Annotated in this window: 13 protein-coding genes and 1 pseudogene; 7 read left to right on the top strand and 7 right to left on the bottom strand. The window is 72.2% G+C overall.

Annotated elements, in window-relative coordinates; all coding sequences use genetic code 11:
• Window positions 1-36: 36 nt before the first annotated feature.
• Window positions 37-1278 (bottom strand): glutamate-5-semialdehyde dehydrogenase, encoded by a 1242-nt coding sequence (locus AB0C15_RS23215; protein ID WP_357355076.1) that lies wholly within the window; start codon window positions 1276-1278, stop codon window positions 37-39.
• 10 nt (window positions 1279-1288) lie between these two features.
• Window positions 1289-2446 carry a glutamate 5-kinase gene (proB, locus tag AB0C15_RS23210; RefSeq protein ID WP_357355074.1) on the bottom strand — a complete coding sequence of 386 codons (1158 nt, stop codon included), beginning with the start codon at window positions 2444-2446 and terminating at the stop codon, window positions 1289-1291.
• Window positions 2447-2459: 13 nt separating this feature from the next.
• Between proB and AB0C15_RS23205 the strand changes: the two genes are divergently transcribed.
• On the top strand, window positions 2460-2774 hold the full coding sequence (locus tag AB0C15_RS23205) for an MGMT family protein (RefSeq protein WP_357355072.1): 315 nt from the start codon (window positions 2460-2462) through the stop codon (window positions 2772-2774).
• A gap of 23 nt (window positions 2775-2797) precedes the next feature.
• Here AB0C15_RS23205 and AB0C15_RS23200 read toward each other — a convergent pair whose 3' ends face one another.
• Entirely contained in the window at window positions 2798-4006 is a 1209-nt protein-coding gene (locus AB0C15_RS23200; protein ID WP_357355070.1) for a hypothetical protein, read from the bottom strand.
• Window positions 3999-4547: a SigE family RNA polymerase sigma factor gene (locus tag AB0C15_RS23195; RefSeq protein WP_357355119.1), complete on the bottom strand. Its 549-nt coding sequence runs from the start codon at window positions 4545-4547 to the stop codon at window positions 3999-4001. The genes AB0C15_RS23200 and AB0C15_RS23195 overlap by 8 nt, the downstream gene beginning before the upstream one ends.
• A 180-nt stretch (window positions 4548-4727) precedes the next feature.
• On the opposite strand from AB0C15_RS23195, the gene AB0C15_RS23190 reads away from it, so the two are divergent.
• The gene (locus tag AB0C15_RS23190) at window positions 4728-6113 is read left to right on the top strand and encodes an MFS transporter (protein ID WP_357355068.1); all 1386 of its coding nucleotides are present in this window, start codon (window positions 4728-4730) and stop codon (window positions 6111-6113) included.
• Between the two features lie 27 nt (window positions 6114-6140).
• Window positions 6141-7634, top strand: coding sequence for an aminotransferase class V-fold PLP-dependent enzyme (locus AB0C15_RS23185; RefSeq protein ID WP_357355066.1), 1494 nt, complete (start codon window positions 6141-6143; stop codon window positions 7632-7634).
• A gap of 60 nt (window positions 7635-7694) precedes the next feature.
• On the opposite strand, the gene AB0C15_RS23180 is transcribed toward AB0C15_RS23185, so the two are convergent.
• Window positions 7695-8903: a hypothetical protein gene (locus tag AB0C15_RS23180; RefSeq protein ID WP_357355064.1), complete on the bottom strand. Its 1209-nt coding sequence runs from the start codon at window positions 8901-8903 to the stop codon at window positions 7695-7697.
• Window positions 8896-9432 (bottom strand): SigE family RNA polymerase sigma factor, encoded by a 537-nt coding sequence (locus tag AB0C15_RS23175; RefSeq protein WP_357355117.1) that lies wholly within the window; start codon window positions 9430-9432, stop codon window positions 8896-8898. Before AB0C15_RS23175 ends, AB0C15_RS23180 begins: the two co-directional genes overlap by 8 nt.
• A gap of 219 nt (window positions 9433-9651) precedes the next feature.
• Here AB0C15_RS23175 and AB0C15_RS23170 point away from each other — a divergent pair, with 219 nt between their 5' ends.
• Both AB0C15_RS23170 and AB0C15_RS23165 read left to right on the top strand, forming a co-directional pair.
• The gene (locus AB0C15_RS23170; protein ID WP_357355062.1) at window positions 9652-10233 is read left to right on the top strand and encodes an NADH-quinone oxidoreductase subunit B family protein; all 582 of its coding nucleotides are present in this window, start codon (window positions 9652-9654) and stop codon (window positions 10231-10233) included.
• A 168-nt stretch (window positions 10234-10401) separates the two neighbouring features.
• Window positions 10402-11718, top strand: coding sequence for a DUF2252 domain-containing protein (locus tag AB0C15_RS23165; RefSeq protein ID WP_357355060.1), 1317 nt, complete (start codon window positions 10402-10404; stop codon window positions 11716-11718).
• A 16-nt stretch (window positions 11719-11734) separates the two neighbouring features.
• Here the strand turns inward: AB0C15_RS23165 and AB0C15_RS23160 are convergent, their stop codons facing one another.
• Entirely contained in the window at window positions 11735-12781 is a 1047-nt protein-coding gene (locus AB0C15_RS23160; protein ID WP_357355058.1) for a glucose 1-dehydrogenase, read from the bottom strand.
• Between the two features lie 105 nt (window positions 12782-12886).
• Here AB0C15_RS23160 and AB0C15_RS23155 point away from each other — a divergent pair.
• A pseudogene (locus tag AB0C15_RS23155) lies at window positions 12887-13453 on the top strand (NADH-quinone oxidoreductase subunit C); the annotation flags it as partial.
• Between the two features lie 374 nt (window positions 13454-13827).
• Window positions 13828-14790 (top strand): complex I subunit 1 family protein, encoded by a 963-nt coding sequence (locus AB0C15_RS23150; protein WP_357355056.1) that lies wholly within the window; start codon window positions 13828-13830, stop codon window positions 14788-14790.
• Window positions 14791-14929: the final 139 nt, after the last annotated feature.

Here is a 14929-nt window from a genome sequence, read left to right as displayed (position 1 = left end):
AGATCGACGGGGGAGGCGGGCGGGAGCGGCGAGGGCTCAGCGCAGGTGGCCGTCGCCGGTTACCACGTACTTGGTGCTGGTCAGCTCGGGTAGGCCCATCGGGCCGCGGGCGTGCAGCTTCTGGGTGGAGATGCCGATCTCCGCGCCGAAGCCGAACTCGCCCCCGTCGGTGAACCGGGTCGACGCGTTCACCATCACCGCCGCCGCGTCCACGCGGGCGACGAAGTCGCGGGCCGCGCTCGTCGAGTCGGTGACGATCGCCTCGGTGTGCCCGGTGCCGTAGCGACGGATGTGCGCGACCGCCGCGTCAAGCGAGTCGACCACCGCCACGGAGATGTCGGCGGACAGGTACTCGGTGGCGTAGTCCTCGTCGGTGGCCGGGACCACGGCGGCGGAGTACGCGGCCACCTCGGGGGAGCCGTGCACCGTCACCCCCGCCTCGGCGAAAGCGGCAAGCACCGGCGGCAGGAACGCGTCGGCGACGCTCGCGTGCACCAGCAGCGACTCGGCCGTGTTGCAGGTGGAGAGGCGCTGCGTCTTGGCATTGAGCGTGATCGCGACGGCCTTCGCGAGGTCGGCGGCGGCGTCGACGTAGACGTGGCAGTTGCCCACCCCGGTCTCGATCACCGGCACTGTCGACTCCTCGACGACGGCGCGGATCAGCGACGCTCCACCGCGCGGGATGAGCACGTCGACGAGCCCTCGGGCGCGCATCAGTTCCTTGACCGAGTCGCGGGAGCTGGCGTCGAGCAACTGCACCGCGTCGGCGGGCAGACCCGCCCCGGAGACCGCGTCGCGAAGCACCGCGACGAGCGCGGCGTTGGAGTGCGCGGCCGACGACGACCCGCGCAGCAGCGCCGCGTTGCCGGACTTCAGACAGATCCCGGCGGCGTCCACTGTCACGTTGGGTCGCGCCTCGTAGATGATGCCGACGACCCCGAACGGCACCCGGATCTGGCGCAGCTCCAGGCCGTTGGGCAGAGTGGACCCGCGGACGACCTCACCCACCGGGTCGGGCAGCGCGGCCATCGCACGCAGCGCGTCGGCGATGCCGGCGACCCGGCCCGCGTCGAGCGCGAGTCGGTCCAGCACGGCCGCGCTCAGCCCGGCCTCGCGCCCGGCCGCCAGGTCCGTCTCGTTCGCGGTCAGGATCTCCGGGGTACGCGCCACAAGCGCGTCGGCCATCGCCACCAGCGCGGCGTCCTTGACCGTACGCGTGGCCACGGCCAACTCGGCGGCGGCGTCCCGCGCCCGTCGCGCCTGCTCGACGACGCTCATCATCGACTCCTCACAGCAGCACGAGGTCGTCGCGGTGGACGACCTCTCGTTCGTACGCCGGGCCGAGCGCCGCGGCGAGTTCGGACGTGGAGCGGCCGAGCAGCCCGGGCAGCTCCACCGCGTCGTAGTTGACGAGCCCTCGGGCGACCGACGCGCCGGCGGTGTCCACCAGGTCGACCGGGTCGCCGGCGGTGAACGTGCCGTCCACGGCGGTGATGCCGGCCGGGAGCAGCGACTTGCGCCGCCCGACGACGGCGGCGACCGCGCCCGGGTCGAGGTGCAACCGGCCCCGGGGTGAGGTGGCGTGGGCCAGCCAGAACAGCCGGGCCGTCGGGCGTTGCCGCTGCGGGTGGAAGAGCGTGCCGACGGGCTCGCCGGCCAGCGCCGGCGCGGCCAGGTCGGCGGCGGTGAGCACCACCGGGATGCCGAAGCCGGTGGCGATCCGGGCGGCCTCGACCTTCGTCACCATGCCGCCGGTGCCGACGCCGGAGCGGCCGGCCCCGCCGATGGTGATGCCGGCGAGGTCCGCGTCGTCGCGGACCTCGGTGATCCGGGTCGAGTGCGGGTTGGTGGGGTCGCCGGTCCAGAGCGCGTCCACGTCGGAGAGGAGGACCAGCAGGTCGGCGTGGACCAGGGCGGCCACCAGGGCGGCCAGCCGGTCGTTGTCGCCGAAGCGGATCTCCTGGGTGGCCACCGTGTCGTTCTCGTTGACGATCGGCACCGCCCGCAGGTCGAGCAGCTTGCGCAGCGTCCGGTACGCGTTGCGGTAGTGCGCTCGCCGGGTCACGTCGTCGACGGTGAGCAGCACCTGCCCGACGGTGCGGCCGTGCCGGGCGAAGCTGGCCGCGTACCTGCCGATCAGCAGCCCCTGCCCGACGCTGGCGGCGGCCTGCTGGGTGGCCAGGTCGCGCGGGCGTCGGGGCAGCCCGAGTGGGGCGAGCCCGGCGGCGATGGCGCCGGACGAGACCAGCACCACCTCGCGCCCTTCGGCGGTGAGCCGACCGAGGGTGTCGACGAGCGTGTCGACGCGCTCGTCGGCCAACCCGCCGGTGGCGGTGGTCAACGAGGAGGATCCGATCTTGACGACGACCCGTCGGGCCGTCGTGACTGCGTCGCGCACCCGACCATTCTGCGTGGTCACGGCCGCACCGCCCGGCGGCGTTCCCATATGGTGGCGGATTGTGACTCCTGACGAGTACGTCGAGGCGGTGCTCGATCTGGTCGAGCGGATCCCGGAGGGCCGGGTCATGTCGTACGGCGGGGTGGCTGACGCGCTGGCCGAGCGCTCGGGTCGCACCTCGGCCCGGCTGGTCGGCGCCATCCTGGCGCGGCATGGCGGGTCGGTGCCCTGGCATCGGGTGGTGACCGCGAGCGGCCGACTGCCTCCGGGGCACGAGCGGGAGGCGCGGGCGCGACTGCGGTCCGAGGGGGTGCCGCTGCGCGGCGAGGGTGTGGACATCGCGGCGGCGGGTTGGTCACCGGACGAGGACCGGTGACCAACGCCGCGCGGATGCGTGGTTCAGAGCTTGAAGGGGAGATCGACGCTGTTGTCCTCCCTGTTCAGGTCGGGCCACTCGCGGTCCTGGGCGTCGTGGTGGGCGACCCAGAATCCTCTGGTCTGCGCGTCGGCCCCGGTCTTGCTCGGCACGAGCTGGACGAACGTGTAGCGCCGCGACTCACCGGCCGGCACTCCGGGTAGCAGGCACGCCCGGTTGTTGGTCTCGGCCGCGTGCGTCGGGTCGCACTTCGACCAGTCCGCGCCGCTGGTCTCCAGGTCGAAGCCACGGATGGCGATCTGGGGTGCGTCGACCGGCCCGGCGTTGGTGACCGTGAGGACGATGGTCAGTTTGCGCCGGGCGACGGAACCGGGGACTTCGGTCCGCTCGTGGGTCATGCTCAACCTCAGGTCGGTGAGTCGGGGGTCCTTGCCGAATGACGTGGGGCCGTCGGTCTGGTCGAATCGCTCCCCGTCCCACCGGTAGGTCCGCACCTGCTCCCGTCGCAGGTAGGTAGGGGTGCCGCAGCACGGCACGATGTCGGCCACCCGCACCTCGACCGACCCGTTCCCCTTGATCTCCACCGCGCGAATGTCGTCGAACCCGTCGCCGGTTCGGACCACCCTGCCGACGGTCACGATCCGACCGTCCGGGTCCCGGTCGAAGGCCACCACCTGCTTCGCCGACGCCTCGCCGTACCGGCAGGCGACGACGGCGACGGTCTCGACGGCGCCGTCGTCATCCAGGTCGCCGTACTGGAACGCGTCGTCCGCCAACTCCGACACGAAGGTCTGCGTCGTGCTGGTCCTGAGTCGGACCTTCGAGGTGGCGCAGCCGCCCTCCGCCGGGCCCGACGGCCAACTCGGCAGGTCGACGTGGGCGGCGAGCAGTTGGGCCCGACTGATCCGTCCGTCCGGGGGCTTCGGGGCGTCTGTGGTCGCCGCCGGCGTCGGGGTGGGTGTGGGCGTCGGCGGTGCCGACGTCGGCGGCGCCGTCGGTTCGACGGACGCCGCCAGGGCCGGCTGGTTCTGGTCGCCACGCAGCGCGGCGTTGGCGACGATGGGGGCCACCACCAGGGCGACCGCCGTCGCGACCACGGCCACCGCAGTCATCCGGCGGCGTCGGCGGAGGAGATACCGGGCCCGGTCCGGGCCAGGGCCGGCGACCTGGGTCACCACGCCATTGCGGTACGCGGTGAGCCGCTCGCGCAGTCGCGCATCGAGGTCATCCATCGGACACCCCCTCGGTGTTCTCGTCGAGCAGCCCGGCCAGGGCCGTCCGGCCGCGGTGCAGCCATGACTTCACGGTGCCCTCGGCCACTTCTTCCTGGGCGGCGATCTGACTGACGGAGAGGTCGGCCAGGTAGTGCAGGATGACCGCTCGGCGGTGGCTCGCGGGCAACTGCGCCAGCGCCGCGTCGATCGCCACCCGGTCGGGGGTCGGACCGGCCACCTCGGCCTCGGAGCGTCGCTGCCGCAACAGATGGTTACGGGCGGTACGAAGGCGACGCCACCGGCTTCTGGCCAGGTTCCAGGCGACCTGTCGGACCCAGGCGACCGGGTCGTCGTACCGGACCAGGCGGTCCCAGCGGGCCAGCGCTCGGTAGAACGCCTCCTGGGCCAGGTCCTGTGACTGCCCCAGATCCCCGGTGTACGCACACAGTTGGGCGGTCACGCCGCGGTAGTGCGCGTGGTAGAAGTCGTCGAAGGTGATCGTCGCGACCACGTCACCGGCCGTCCGTGTCCCCGGTGGTTCGTTGGCGCGGGCTCCCATCGTTGCTGTCACTGCCCCTCCCCGTTGCCGCCGGGCGGGTCTGCCCTGGGCGTCGTTAACACTCCGACACAGTTGTCGCGGTTGCGGGTTTGCAGTGCCGCCAACCTGACTGTTCGGTTGTGTTCACCAGGGCCGGCAGGGTGGTCAGCCGTAGACCTAACGTGAGTAACATTCGGCCCCATGAAAACGCCGCCGGGCGCCGGCTCGTCAGCCACCGGCTCGCTGCCCCGATCGGTGCACGCCGGCTACGCGCTCGGTTCCCTGGCGACCGGAGCGTTCGGCACCGTGCCCGGTCTGCTGCTGTTGCCGTACCTGACCGACACCCTGGGCGTGGCCGCCGGGCTGGCCGCCCTGCTGGTGTTGCTGCCCAAGGCCTGGGACGTGCTGGTCAACCCGGTTGCCGGGCGGATCTCCGACCGCACCCGGTCACGGTGGGGCGCCCGCCGGCCCTACCTGCTCGTCGCCGGCCTCGCGCTCGCCGTCCTGTTCGCGTCGATCTTCGCCGCGCCGTTCGGTAACGGTTCCGCCGCCGCGGCGTACGTGGCGTTCGCCTTCCTCGCCACCGCCACCGCGTTCGCCTTCTTCCAGGTGCCGTACGTGGCGATGCCGGCGGAGCTGACCGGCGACTACGCCGAGCGCACCCGGTTGATGACCTGGCGGATCGCGGTGCTGGCGCTTGCCATCCTGGTCTCCGGGGCGGTCGCGCCACTTGTGGTCAGCGCCGGCGGTGACGGCGTGGTCGGGCACCGCTGGATGGGCCTGTTCGTGGCGGTGCTGATCGCCCTCGGCGCAGTCGGCGCGTTCCTGGGCACCCGGTCCGCGCCGACCGGCACGGTGGGTGAGAGCGAGCCGACCCTGCGCGCCCAACTCGCGGTGGCCGGTGCCAACCGCCCGTTCCGGGCACTTCTGATCTGCTTCGTGGTGCAGTCCGCCGGGGTGGCGACGATCCTGGCCGGCGTCAACTACTTCGCGGGGCAGATCCTGCGCGACGAGGAGAGCGGGCCGACCCTGCTCTTCGTCTGCTTCGTCGGGCCGGCGTTGCTGGTGATGCCGGTCTGGTCCCGGATCGGTGCCCGGCTGGGCAAGCGCACCGCCCTGGTGATCGCCTCGCTGATCCTCGCCGTCGGGGCTTTCGCCCTGGTCGCCGCGCCGGTGCTGCCGGCGGTCGCCGTCTATCTCCTGGTCGCGCTTATCGGCGTGGGGTACGCCGGACAGCAGGTCTTCGCATTGGCGATGTTGCCGGACTGCATCGCGGACGAGACGGCGCGCACCGGGCGACGGCAGGCGGGCGTCTTCACCGGCCTGTGGACCGCTGGGGAGACCTTCGGCCTGGCGCTCGGCCCGGGCATCTACGGGCTGGTGCTCCAGCTTTCCGGCTACGTCTCCTCCGACACCGGCTCGGCGGCGGTCCAGTCCGACACGGCGAGGCTCGGCGTCCTCCTCGGCTTCACACTGATCCCCGCCCTGCTCATCGCCCCGCCGATCCTCCTCCTGCGCCAGTACACCCTCACCGCGCGGAGCGACCGGGTCGATCATGGAGTTGTGCTGGGCGATGAGAGCCGTTAACCGTCACGAGAAGGGCACCACGACTCCATGATCGACGAGAACAGGGTGGAGGCCGGGGCGCTCGCCGCCACCGGGGTTCCGGCGGAACAGGCACTCGACGAGGTGCGGAAGCTGCGAGCGGCTGACGCGCCCACCCACGGCGGACGGCTGTTCGCGTACGTCTACGACCCTGCGGTACCGGGGCTGGACGAGCTGACCGCCGCAGCCCACCGGGAGAGCGCGCACGTCAACGGCCTGGACCCGACCGCGTTCCCGTCCCTGCTGGCGATGGAGAACGCCCTCGTCGCTGCCGCCGCCCGGGTGCTCGGCGCTGGCCCGGGCACCACCGCACCCGACGTCGTCGGCAGCATCACCAGCGGCGGCACCGAATCGCTGATCCTCGCCGTCAAGACCGCCCGGGACGCCCACCCGGAGATCTCCGCACCCCGGATCGTGGTGCCGTCGAGCGCGCACGCGGCATTCGCCAAGGCGGCGCACTACCTGCGGGTGGCACTGGACGTCGTACCCGTCGACCCGGAGACGCTGCGCCCCGACCCGGCCGCGATGGCCGCCGCGATCCGCCCGGAGACGGTGCTCGTCGCCTGCTCCGCGCCGTCGTACGCGCACGGGGTGGTGGACCCGGTCGGGCAGATCGCCGCTGCCGCCGCCGAGGCCGGGGTGCGCTGCCACGTCGACGCCTGCTTCGGCGGCTGGACCCTGCCGTACCTGCGCCGTCTCGGGGAGCCGGTGCCGGCGTTCGACTTCGCGGTGCCCGGGGTCACCTCCATCTCGGTCGACCTGCACAAGTACGCGTACGCCCCGAAGGGGGTGTCGGTGCTGCTGCACCGGGACGCCACACTTCGTGCTCCGCAGTACTTCGCGTACGCCGACTGGCCCGGCTACACGATGATCAACCCGGTGATCGCGTCCACCCGCTCGGGCGGGCCGATCGCCGCCGCGTACGCCACCGTGCGTCACCTCGGCGACGACGGTTACCTGCGGCTGACCGCCACCACCCGGGACGCGGTCGCCGGTCTGGCCGACGCGGTGCGTGCCGCCGACGGGCTGCGGCTGATGGCGGAGCCGGAGTCGACAGTGGTCTGCTTCACCGCCACGGAGGATGGCCCGGACCTGTTCGTCCTGGTCGACGAGCTGACCGTGCGGGGTTGGCACACCCAACCTCAGCTCTCGTACGCCGGGCTGCCCGCAAGTGTGCACCTCACGGTGACCGCCGCCGTCGCGCCCCGGGTGGCCGAGTTCGGGCCGGACCTGGACGAGGCGGTGGCGGCGGCGCGAGCGGCCGGCCCGGTGCGGCTGCCCGCGGAGCTGACGGCTCTGGTCGGTGCCCTCACCCCTGACGCGCTGACTCCGGAGGTGGTCGTCGGCCTGGCCGCCGGGCTGGGCATGGGCGGCGAGGCGGACGGTGCACCGCTGCCGGAGCGGATGGCGGTGGTCAACACGCTGCTCGACGCCGCGCCGCCGGCGTTGCGGGAGCGGCTGCTCGTCGAGTTCGTCGGCCTGCTGCAACGTCCGAGCTGGTGACCGCAGCGCCGGCCGCGCCGTACGCCCCCGTGGCGTACGGTGCGGCCGGCGGCCGGCCTGTCAGCGGTAGGTCATCTGTACCAGGTTGTCGGCGTCGTTGATCTCCATCAGGTAGTTGAACCCGCTGCTCATCGGCCGGACGTCCACGTCGGCCTTCCCCGTGCCCAGCGTGATTCCCTCGGCCACCCGGAAGCTGAGGTCCAGCCGCACCTCCGCCCCCGCTGCCAGCCGATCCAGGCGGCAGGTCACCGGCTCGCTCGTGTGCTGCGGCTCGCCCCCACACGGGCCCCACCCGTCGACGTCCGGGCGCACCGATGCGGGTAAGCCCAGCCGTAGGTCGACGTGGGCGACCGGCTTGGTGCTCCGGTTACGCACCCGCACGGTGGCCGTACCCGTTCGGGAGCCGTCGTCCGCCGTGGTCAGCACGAGGTCGGTGACGGTGACCGCGACGTCCGCCGAGTTCGGGTTCTGGCCGAAGGTCGTCGGCCCGGACACCTGCGTGAAGGCCTCGCCCTTCCAGCGGTAGCCCCGCCACTGCCGCTGTGACCACTCGCCGGGCCAGCCGCCCCCGGGAGCGATGTCACCGACCTCCACGCGGACCGTGCCGTCGCCCACGACATCGAGCGCGAACAGCCACTGCGGTTTGTCGATGGTGGTCGCGACCACCCGGCCGAGCGTCGTCACCTTCCCCTCCTCGTCGCGGTCGAAGGCGACCACCTGCATCGGCCCGCCGGTGCCGAACACGCACTGCACGAGCGCCACCGTCTCCACCGCGCCGTCGCCGTCGACGTCGCCGTGGTCGAGCGCCAGAAGCCAGTTCTGACCCTCGCGGGCATCGGCGGTGAGCCGCGTCTGCGTCGTCGGGCAGCCCGGCCCGGCCCGCCACGCCGGCAGGGTCACCGGCGCTCCCAGTAACTGCGCCCGGCTGAACCGGCCCTGCGGCACCGGCGTGCTCGGGCTGGTGCTGGTACCCGCCGGGCTGGGGGTCGACGTCGTCGGCGTCGGCAGCGGCGGCGGCGACACCGACACACTCGGCGTCGGCTCGACCGGGCCAGGTCGGTGATCCGGGCCGTTCATCGCCGCGTATCCGACCGCCGACCCGCCGAACAGGGCGAGCGCCGTCGTGGCGGTGGCCGCGAGCCGGCGTCGGCCGCGGCTTCGTACCGTCCGCCGAACGGCGGCGGGTCCGGGCGCCTCGACCTCCGCCAGCGCGGTACGCCGGTATCGGCCGAACTCTTCGGCGAGGTCGAGAATTTCCTGCTCAGACATCCCGCACCTCCTCTCTGGTGTCGCGCAGGTGCGTGGCGAGCGCGGCCCGGCCGCGGTGCAGCCAGGACTTGACCGTCCCCTCCGCGACCTGCTCCTGGGCGGCGATCTCCGCGATCGTCAGGTCGGCGAGGTAGTGCAGGACGACGGCCCGCCGCTGCTTCGGCGGCAACTTCGCCAGTGCGGCGTCGACGGCGACCCGGTCCGGGCTCGGCTCGGCGACGTGTGTCTCCCGCTGCCGCAGCAGCCACAGCTGGGCGGTCCGCAGCCGCCGCCAGCGGTTGTGGCCGAGGTTCCAGGCGACCCGACGTACCCAGGCCAGCGGGTCCTGGTACTCGACCAGCCGGTCCCAGCGGGCGTACGCCCGACAGAACGCCTCCTGAACCAGATCCTGCGCCTGCCCGCGGTCACCCGTGTACGCGGTCAACTGCACCACCAGCCCGCGGAAGTGGGCGTGGTAGAAGTCGTCGAAGACCAACTCCGCGGCCGGGGAGGTGGCGGTTCCCGGTGGGTCCGGTGGGCGTCCGCCCACCCGCACATCTCGTGTCACAAGCACTCGTCCTCCCCGTGGCGGCTGCCGGCGGTGTGTTCGCCAGCACCGGTCACACAAGCGAACGCGTCGACAGGTTGCGCGTCGATCGTCGCCGAATGTTGTCGGCTCGGAGACACCCGGCGGGGCGTACGGGCCGCTCACCGCCGGACCGTACGGACGACGCCTGTGATTCACTGTCGAGGAGGAGAGGGGGCGCTCGTGCAGCTGCCGGCAGTGCTCGGCGAGCCGATCCGGTTCGTGCTGAACTGGGGGCGCCGCTACTCGCTCTGGGTGTTCAACTTCGGGCTGGCCTGCTGTGCCATCGAGTTCATCGCGACGAGCATGGGTCGGCACGACTTCATCCGACTCGGCGTGATCCCGTTCGCCCACGGCCCCCGCCAGGCCGACCTGATGGTGGTCTCCGGCACGGTGACCGACAAGATGGCCCCGGCGATCAAGCGGCTCTACGACCAGATGCCTGAGCCGAAGTACGTCATCTCGTTCGGCGCCTGCTCCAACTGCGGCGGCCCCTACTGGGACTCGTACTCGGTGACCAAGGGCGTCGACCAGCTCATTCCGGTCGACGTGTACGTTCCCGGCTGCCCGCCCCGGCCGGAGGCGCTGCTGCACGGCATCCTGCGCCTGCAGGAGAAGATCGCCGCCGAGCAGTCCGGCATCGGGGGCGTGCCGCAACGGGACGCGCTCGCCGCGCCGCTCGACGCTCCGCCGCGCGAGGCTGCCGCGCCACGCTCGGTCGACTCGCTCACCGCCCCGCCGGTCCGCCCACCCGCCGCGACCTGAGTTCCGGGGCGACCTGACTTCCGAGGCGACCTGAGTTCCGAGGCGACCTGAGTTCCGGGGCGGCCTGAGTTCCGGGGCGGCCTGAGTTCCGGGGCGGTCACGCGGTGCCCGACCGACGGGTGGTCGGTTCGTCAACCGCGGTGGACCCGCCGCACTAGCCTGCGGACTATGAGCAGCTCAGCGGACCAGCGGTCCGCCCACATCGTCGACGTACTCACCGCGGAGTTCGGCGCGTCGATGGCGATCGACCCGGCCGCGTTCCGGCGCAAGTTCCGCAAGATGGCGGCTTCGCCGTTCGCCTTCTACCGGGGCAGCGCCGCGCTGTTCTACGCCGACCAGCGCGGTGACTTCGCCCACGACAGGTTCCTCGACGAGCGGACCAGCCGGGTGTGGATCCACGGTGACCTGCACGCGGAGAACTTCGGCACCTACATGAACGCCTCCGGGCAGTTGGTGTTCAACGTCAACGACTTCGACGAGGCGTACGTCGGGCCGTTCACCTGGGACCTGCGCCGGCTCGCGGCGAGCGTGGCGCTGCTGGGCTACGGCAAGGCGCTCTCCGACACGGCGATCGGGGAGCTGGTGGGCGGGTTCGCCCGGTCGTACCTGACCGAGCTGCGGGCCATCGCCGCCGGCGGTGACGACGCCATCGGGTCGATCACCCTGGACAACGCCGACGGGGTGCTGCGCCGGGTGCTGCAACGGGCCCGGCTGAACACCCGCGTCGACCTGCTCGCCGCGCAGACCACCATCGACAACTACGAGCGACGGTTCTCCATCGGCGACGGGGTCTTCGAGATCGACGCGGCCACCCGGGACGTGGTCAGCGCCGCCTTCCAGGACTACCTGGGCACCCTGCCGACCGCCTCGACCCAGCTCCGTCCGGTGGCGGCGCGGATCAAGGACGTGGTGCTGCGCAAGGGTGTCGGGATCGGCTCGGCCGGGCTGCCGTCGTACAACCTGCTGCTGGAGGGGCACACCCAGGCACTCGAGAACGACGTCGTCATCTACATGAAGCAGGCGCAGGTGCCGGCCGTGGCGCGGTACGTCACCGACGAGTCGGTCCGTGGCTACTTTCAGCACCAGGGGCACCGGACCGCCGAGTCGCAGCGGGCGTTGCAGGCGCACGCCGACCCGTGGCTGGGCTTCACCGAGCTGAACGGGGCCGGTCAGCTCGTCGCCGAGGTCTCCCCGTACGCCGCCGACCTGGACTGGTCGGACGTGAACGAGCCGGAGGAACTGACCGGGGTTCTCGTCGACCTCGGCCGGGCGGTGGCCCGGATGCACTCGGTCGCCGACGACGAATCCAGTCACGACCTGGTGGACTACTCCACCGAGGAGGCGATCGTCGCGGCGGTTGGCACCGACGAGCCGGGCTTCGTCGCCCACCTGGTCGACTTCGCGCACGCGTACGGGGTGCGCGCCCGCCAGGACCACCAGCTCTTCGTCGACCTGTTCCGCAACGGGCGACTGCCGGGCATCTGATCGACGGGGCCGCAGCTCAGGAGGCGAACTCCAGCACCACCTTGATGTCGTCCGGCCCCGGGGTGTACGCGTCGGCGTACCGGTTCACCGGCACCCGCCTGGTGATCAGCGACTCGAGCCAGACCTGGTCGGCGCGGGCCAGTGCCTGCGCGGCCATGCTCCAGTGCCGCCGGTTGGCGTTCACCGAGCCGAACACCACGTTGTTCTCCAGCACCAACGCCCGGTTGAGAGCCCCGGCGTCGAAGTCGATGCTCCGACCACCGCTGGACACCCCGGCCAGGCAGACGATCCCGGTAGGGGCCGCCTTGCACATGACGTCGAGGACCACGGTGGGAGCGCCGGTGCACTCGATCACCACGTCCGGCTCGAAGGGCAGGTCGTTGACCGGCACCGTGTGGTACGTGGCACCGAGCCCGGCGACCAGCTCCGGCTTCGGCCCCTCCGTGTTGCGGTCCAGCACGTGGACGGTGAGCCCGCGCTGGGTGCCGAGCAACGCGGCCAGCAGCCCGATCGGCCCGGCCCCGGTCACCAGCACGGTCTGCGGCTGCCACTCGGCCCGGTGCCCGATCCGCTCGATGTGGTCCCAGGCCTTCGCCACCACACTCGTCGGCTCCAGCAGAACGCCGACCTGGGCAAGTGCCGGGTCGAGCTTGACCGCGAACTGCGGCTCGACCCGCCAGCGGTCCCGGGCGAACCCGGAGAGCGCCTTGATGCCGTGCTCGGTGTACCGACCGTTGCGGCACATGTCCCACTCGCCGACCGCGCAGTTGGGGCAGGGGACCGGGTCGGGGTACCTGACGATCCCGGCCACCAGGTCACCGGGTTGCAGCGTGCCGCTCGAATCCTCGATCACCCGGCCCAGTGACTCGTGCCCGATGATCAGGCGTTCCGCACCCCGCGGCGCCTCGCCGTACTCCCCGACGATGATCTCGTGGTCGGTGCCGCAGATCCCCACCGCAAGCGCTTCGACCAGGACAGCGCCCTCCTCGGCAGCCGGCTCCGGCTGATCCTCGACGAGGCTCAGCGAGTTGGCGACCCCGGGTCTCACCGTCACAGCGCGCACACCCTCATCTTTCCCCGCCCAGGCGTACGCCGCGCCCAAAGCCGGCAGATCGTCGGGCATCGGCGGCGGCCAGGTGCGGGCCCGGGCGGCACTAGGATCAGCGGCATGACTCCCGAAGAGGTCGGCGCTCGACTGGTCGCGCTGCTCGCGCCGGTCGAGGCGACCCCGTCGGTCTCCGGCGGGCAACGGTTCGCCCGGGCCACCGTCGACGTGCCGCCGACGAGTTGGCTGACCGCGGTCTCCGCCACCCGTGACGACACCGAGCTGGCCTGCGACTTCTTCGACTGGCTCTCCGCCGTCGACGAGCTGGCCGACGGCTTCGACGTGGTGGCACACCTCTGGTCGACGCGGCTGCGCCACGGCCTGCTGCTGCGTACCCGGCTGCCGCGCGAAGCGCCCACCGTCGCCTCGGTGGTCGACGTCTACCCGGGTGCCGCCTGGCACGAACGGGAGACGCACGAGATGTTCGGCATCGACTTCGCCGGTCACGGCGAACTGCTACCACTGCTGCTGCCCCCGGAGTTCGAGGGCCACCCGCTGCGTAAGGAGTTCGTGCTCGCCTCCCGGGTGGCCAAGCCCTGGCCGGGTGCGAAGGAGCCGGGCGAGTCCGAGGCCGGCGGCGGGCGTCGACCGATCCGCCCGCCGGGCGTCCCCGCTCCCGGCGAGTGGGGCTCCACGCCCACCCCGGCCGGCGCCGGTGGAGTGGGTGAGGGCCCGCGCGGCGGCACCCCGGCCAGACCGGCCCGTGAACGTCCGGCACGGCCCGCCCCGGGTGCCCGTCCGGCGCGTACTCCCCGGCCCGCCGGCACCACCGACGGCCCGTCCCCTGCCGACCAGCCCGCACCCGACGCAGGCCCGGCCGCCGGTTCCGTAACCGGCGCTGGGCCGGGCGCTGAGTCCGTGCCCGGTGCTGAGTCCGTGTCGGGCGCGGCGGCATCTGACCAGGCTGGCCCGGGGTCGGCCGACCCGGCCGGGTCGGGGGTCGAGCCGGTCGCTGACCCGCCGGGCCGCGATGGTCGGAGCGACCACGACGGGGGTACGGCCTGATGCCGCTCTGGGTGGAGCTGGTGCTGCGGATCGGCGGGGTGGTGGTCGCGTTCCTCACCCTGCCGTTGCTCGTCGGCCAGGCCGAGCACAAGGTGATGGCGCACATGCAGGGCCGGCTCGGCCCGATGTACGCGGGCGGCTTCCACGGTTGGGCACAGCTGGTGGCCGACGGGGTCAAGTTCGTGCAGAAGGAGGACATCACGCCGCGCGAGGCGGACCGGGCGGTGTTCCGACTGGCGCCGGCGGTGGCTCTGGTGCCCTACCTGCTGGTGCTGCTGGTCATTCCGCTCGGGCCGAACGATCTGGTCGGGCAACCGTTGGACATCGGCCTCTTCTTCGTGCTGGCCGTGGTCGGCGTCGGGGTGGTGGCGGTGCTGATGTCGGCGTGGGCGTCGGCGAACAAGTACAGCCTGCTGGGTGGGTTGCGGGGGGCGGCCCAGCTGCTCGGCTACGAACTGCCGCTGGTGCTGGCCGCCGCGTCGGTGGCGATGGCGGCCGGCACGCTCAGCCTGTCCGGCATCGTCGAGGCGTGGCAGCCGTGGTGGCTGCTCTGGCAGGCGCCCGCAATGATCATCTTCTTTGTCGCCGGGCTGGCCGAGATCCGCCGACCACCGTTCGACATGCCGGTGGCCGACTCGGAGCTGGTCTTCGGCTACATGACCGAGTACACCGGTCTCCGGTTCGCGTTCTTCCTCCTCGCCGAGTACGTCGGCATCGTGGTGATCGCCGCACTGACCACGGTGCTGTTCCTGGGCGGCTGGCAGGGCCCGTTCGCCGACGACCAGCTGGGTTGGCTCTGGACGCTGCTCAAGATCTTCGCGGTGTCCTTCGTGATCATCTGGCTCCGGGTGTCCTACCCCCGGCTACGCGAGGACCAACTCCAACGCCTCTGCTGGCTGGTGCTGGTACCCGCGTCCCTGGCCCAGTTGGTCCTGACCGCAGCCGTCCGCCTGGCGCTCTAGTCCCCACCTAGCTGCGGCCTCCCCGCCCGGCCCTGCCCTGCCGGCCCTGCCTACCCCGTCGATCATGGAGTTGTGGTGGGTGACAAATAACCCGTGGAGCCCCAATCCAGGCACCACAACTCCATGATCGACGGGGTAG

Origin of the sequence: Micromonospora sp. NPDC048835, assembly GCF_040649995.1 — a bacterium.
In the GTDB taxonomy this organism is placed as follows: Bacteria; Actinomycetota; Actinomycetes; order Mycobacteriales; family Micromonosporaceae; genus Micromonospora.
Note: the sequence above shows the minus strand (reverse complement) of the source record. Positions and strands in the feature narration are given on the sequence as shown.

Excerpts from the sequence above, each read along its gene's own strand:
- AB0C15_RS23215 (WP_357355076.1), bottom strand. The coding sequence starts at position 1,278 with ATGAGCGTCGTCGAGCAGGCGCGACGGGCGCGGGACGCCGCCGCCGAG.
- proB (WP_357355074.1), bottom strand. The coding sequence starts at position 2,446 with ATGGGAACGCCGCCGGGCGGTGCGGCCGTGACCACGCAGAATGGTCGG.
- AB0C15_RS23200 (WP_357355070.1), bottom strand. The coding sequence starts at position 4,006 with ATGGATGACCTCGATGCGCGACTGCGCGAGCGGCTCACCGCGTACCGC.
- AB0C15_RS23195 (WP_357355119.1), bottom strand. The coding sequence starts at position 4,547 with ATGGGAGCCCGCGCCAACGAACCACCGGGGACACGGACGGCCGGTGAC.
- AB0C15_RS23190 (WP_357355068.1), top strand. The coding sequence starts at position 4,728 with ATGAAAACGCCGCCGGGCGCCGGCTCGTCAGCCACCGGCTCGCTGCCC.
- AB0C15_RS23185 (WP_357355066.1), top strand. The coding sequence starts at position 6,141 with ATGATCGACGAGAACAGGGTGGAGGCCGGGGCGCTCGCCGCCACCGGG.
- AB0C15_RS23180 (WP_357355064.1), bottom strand. The coding sequence starts at position 8,903 with ATGTCTGAGCAGGAAATTCTCGACCTCGCCGAAGAGTTCGGCCGATAC.
- AB0C15_RS23165 (WP_357355060.1), top strand. The coding sequence starts at position 10,402 with ATGAGCAGCTCAGCGGACCAGCGGTCCGCCCACATCGTCGACGTACTC.
- AB0C15_RS23150 (WP_357355056.1), top strand. The coding sequence starts at position 13,828 with ATGCCGCTCTGGGTGGAGCTGGTGCTGCGGATCGGCGGGGTGGTGGTC.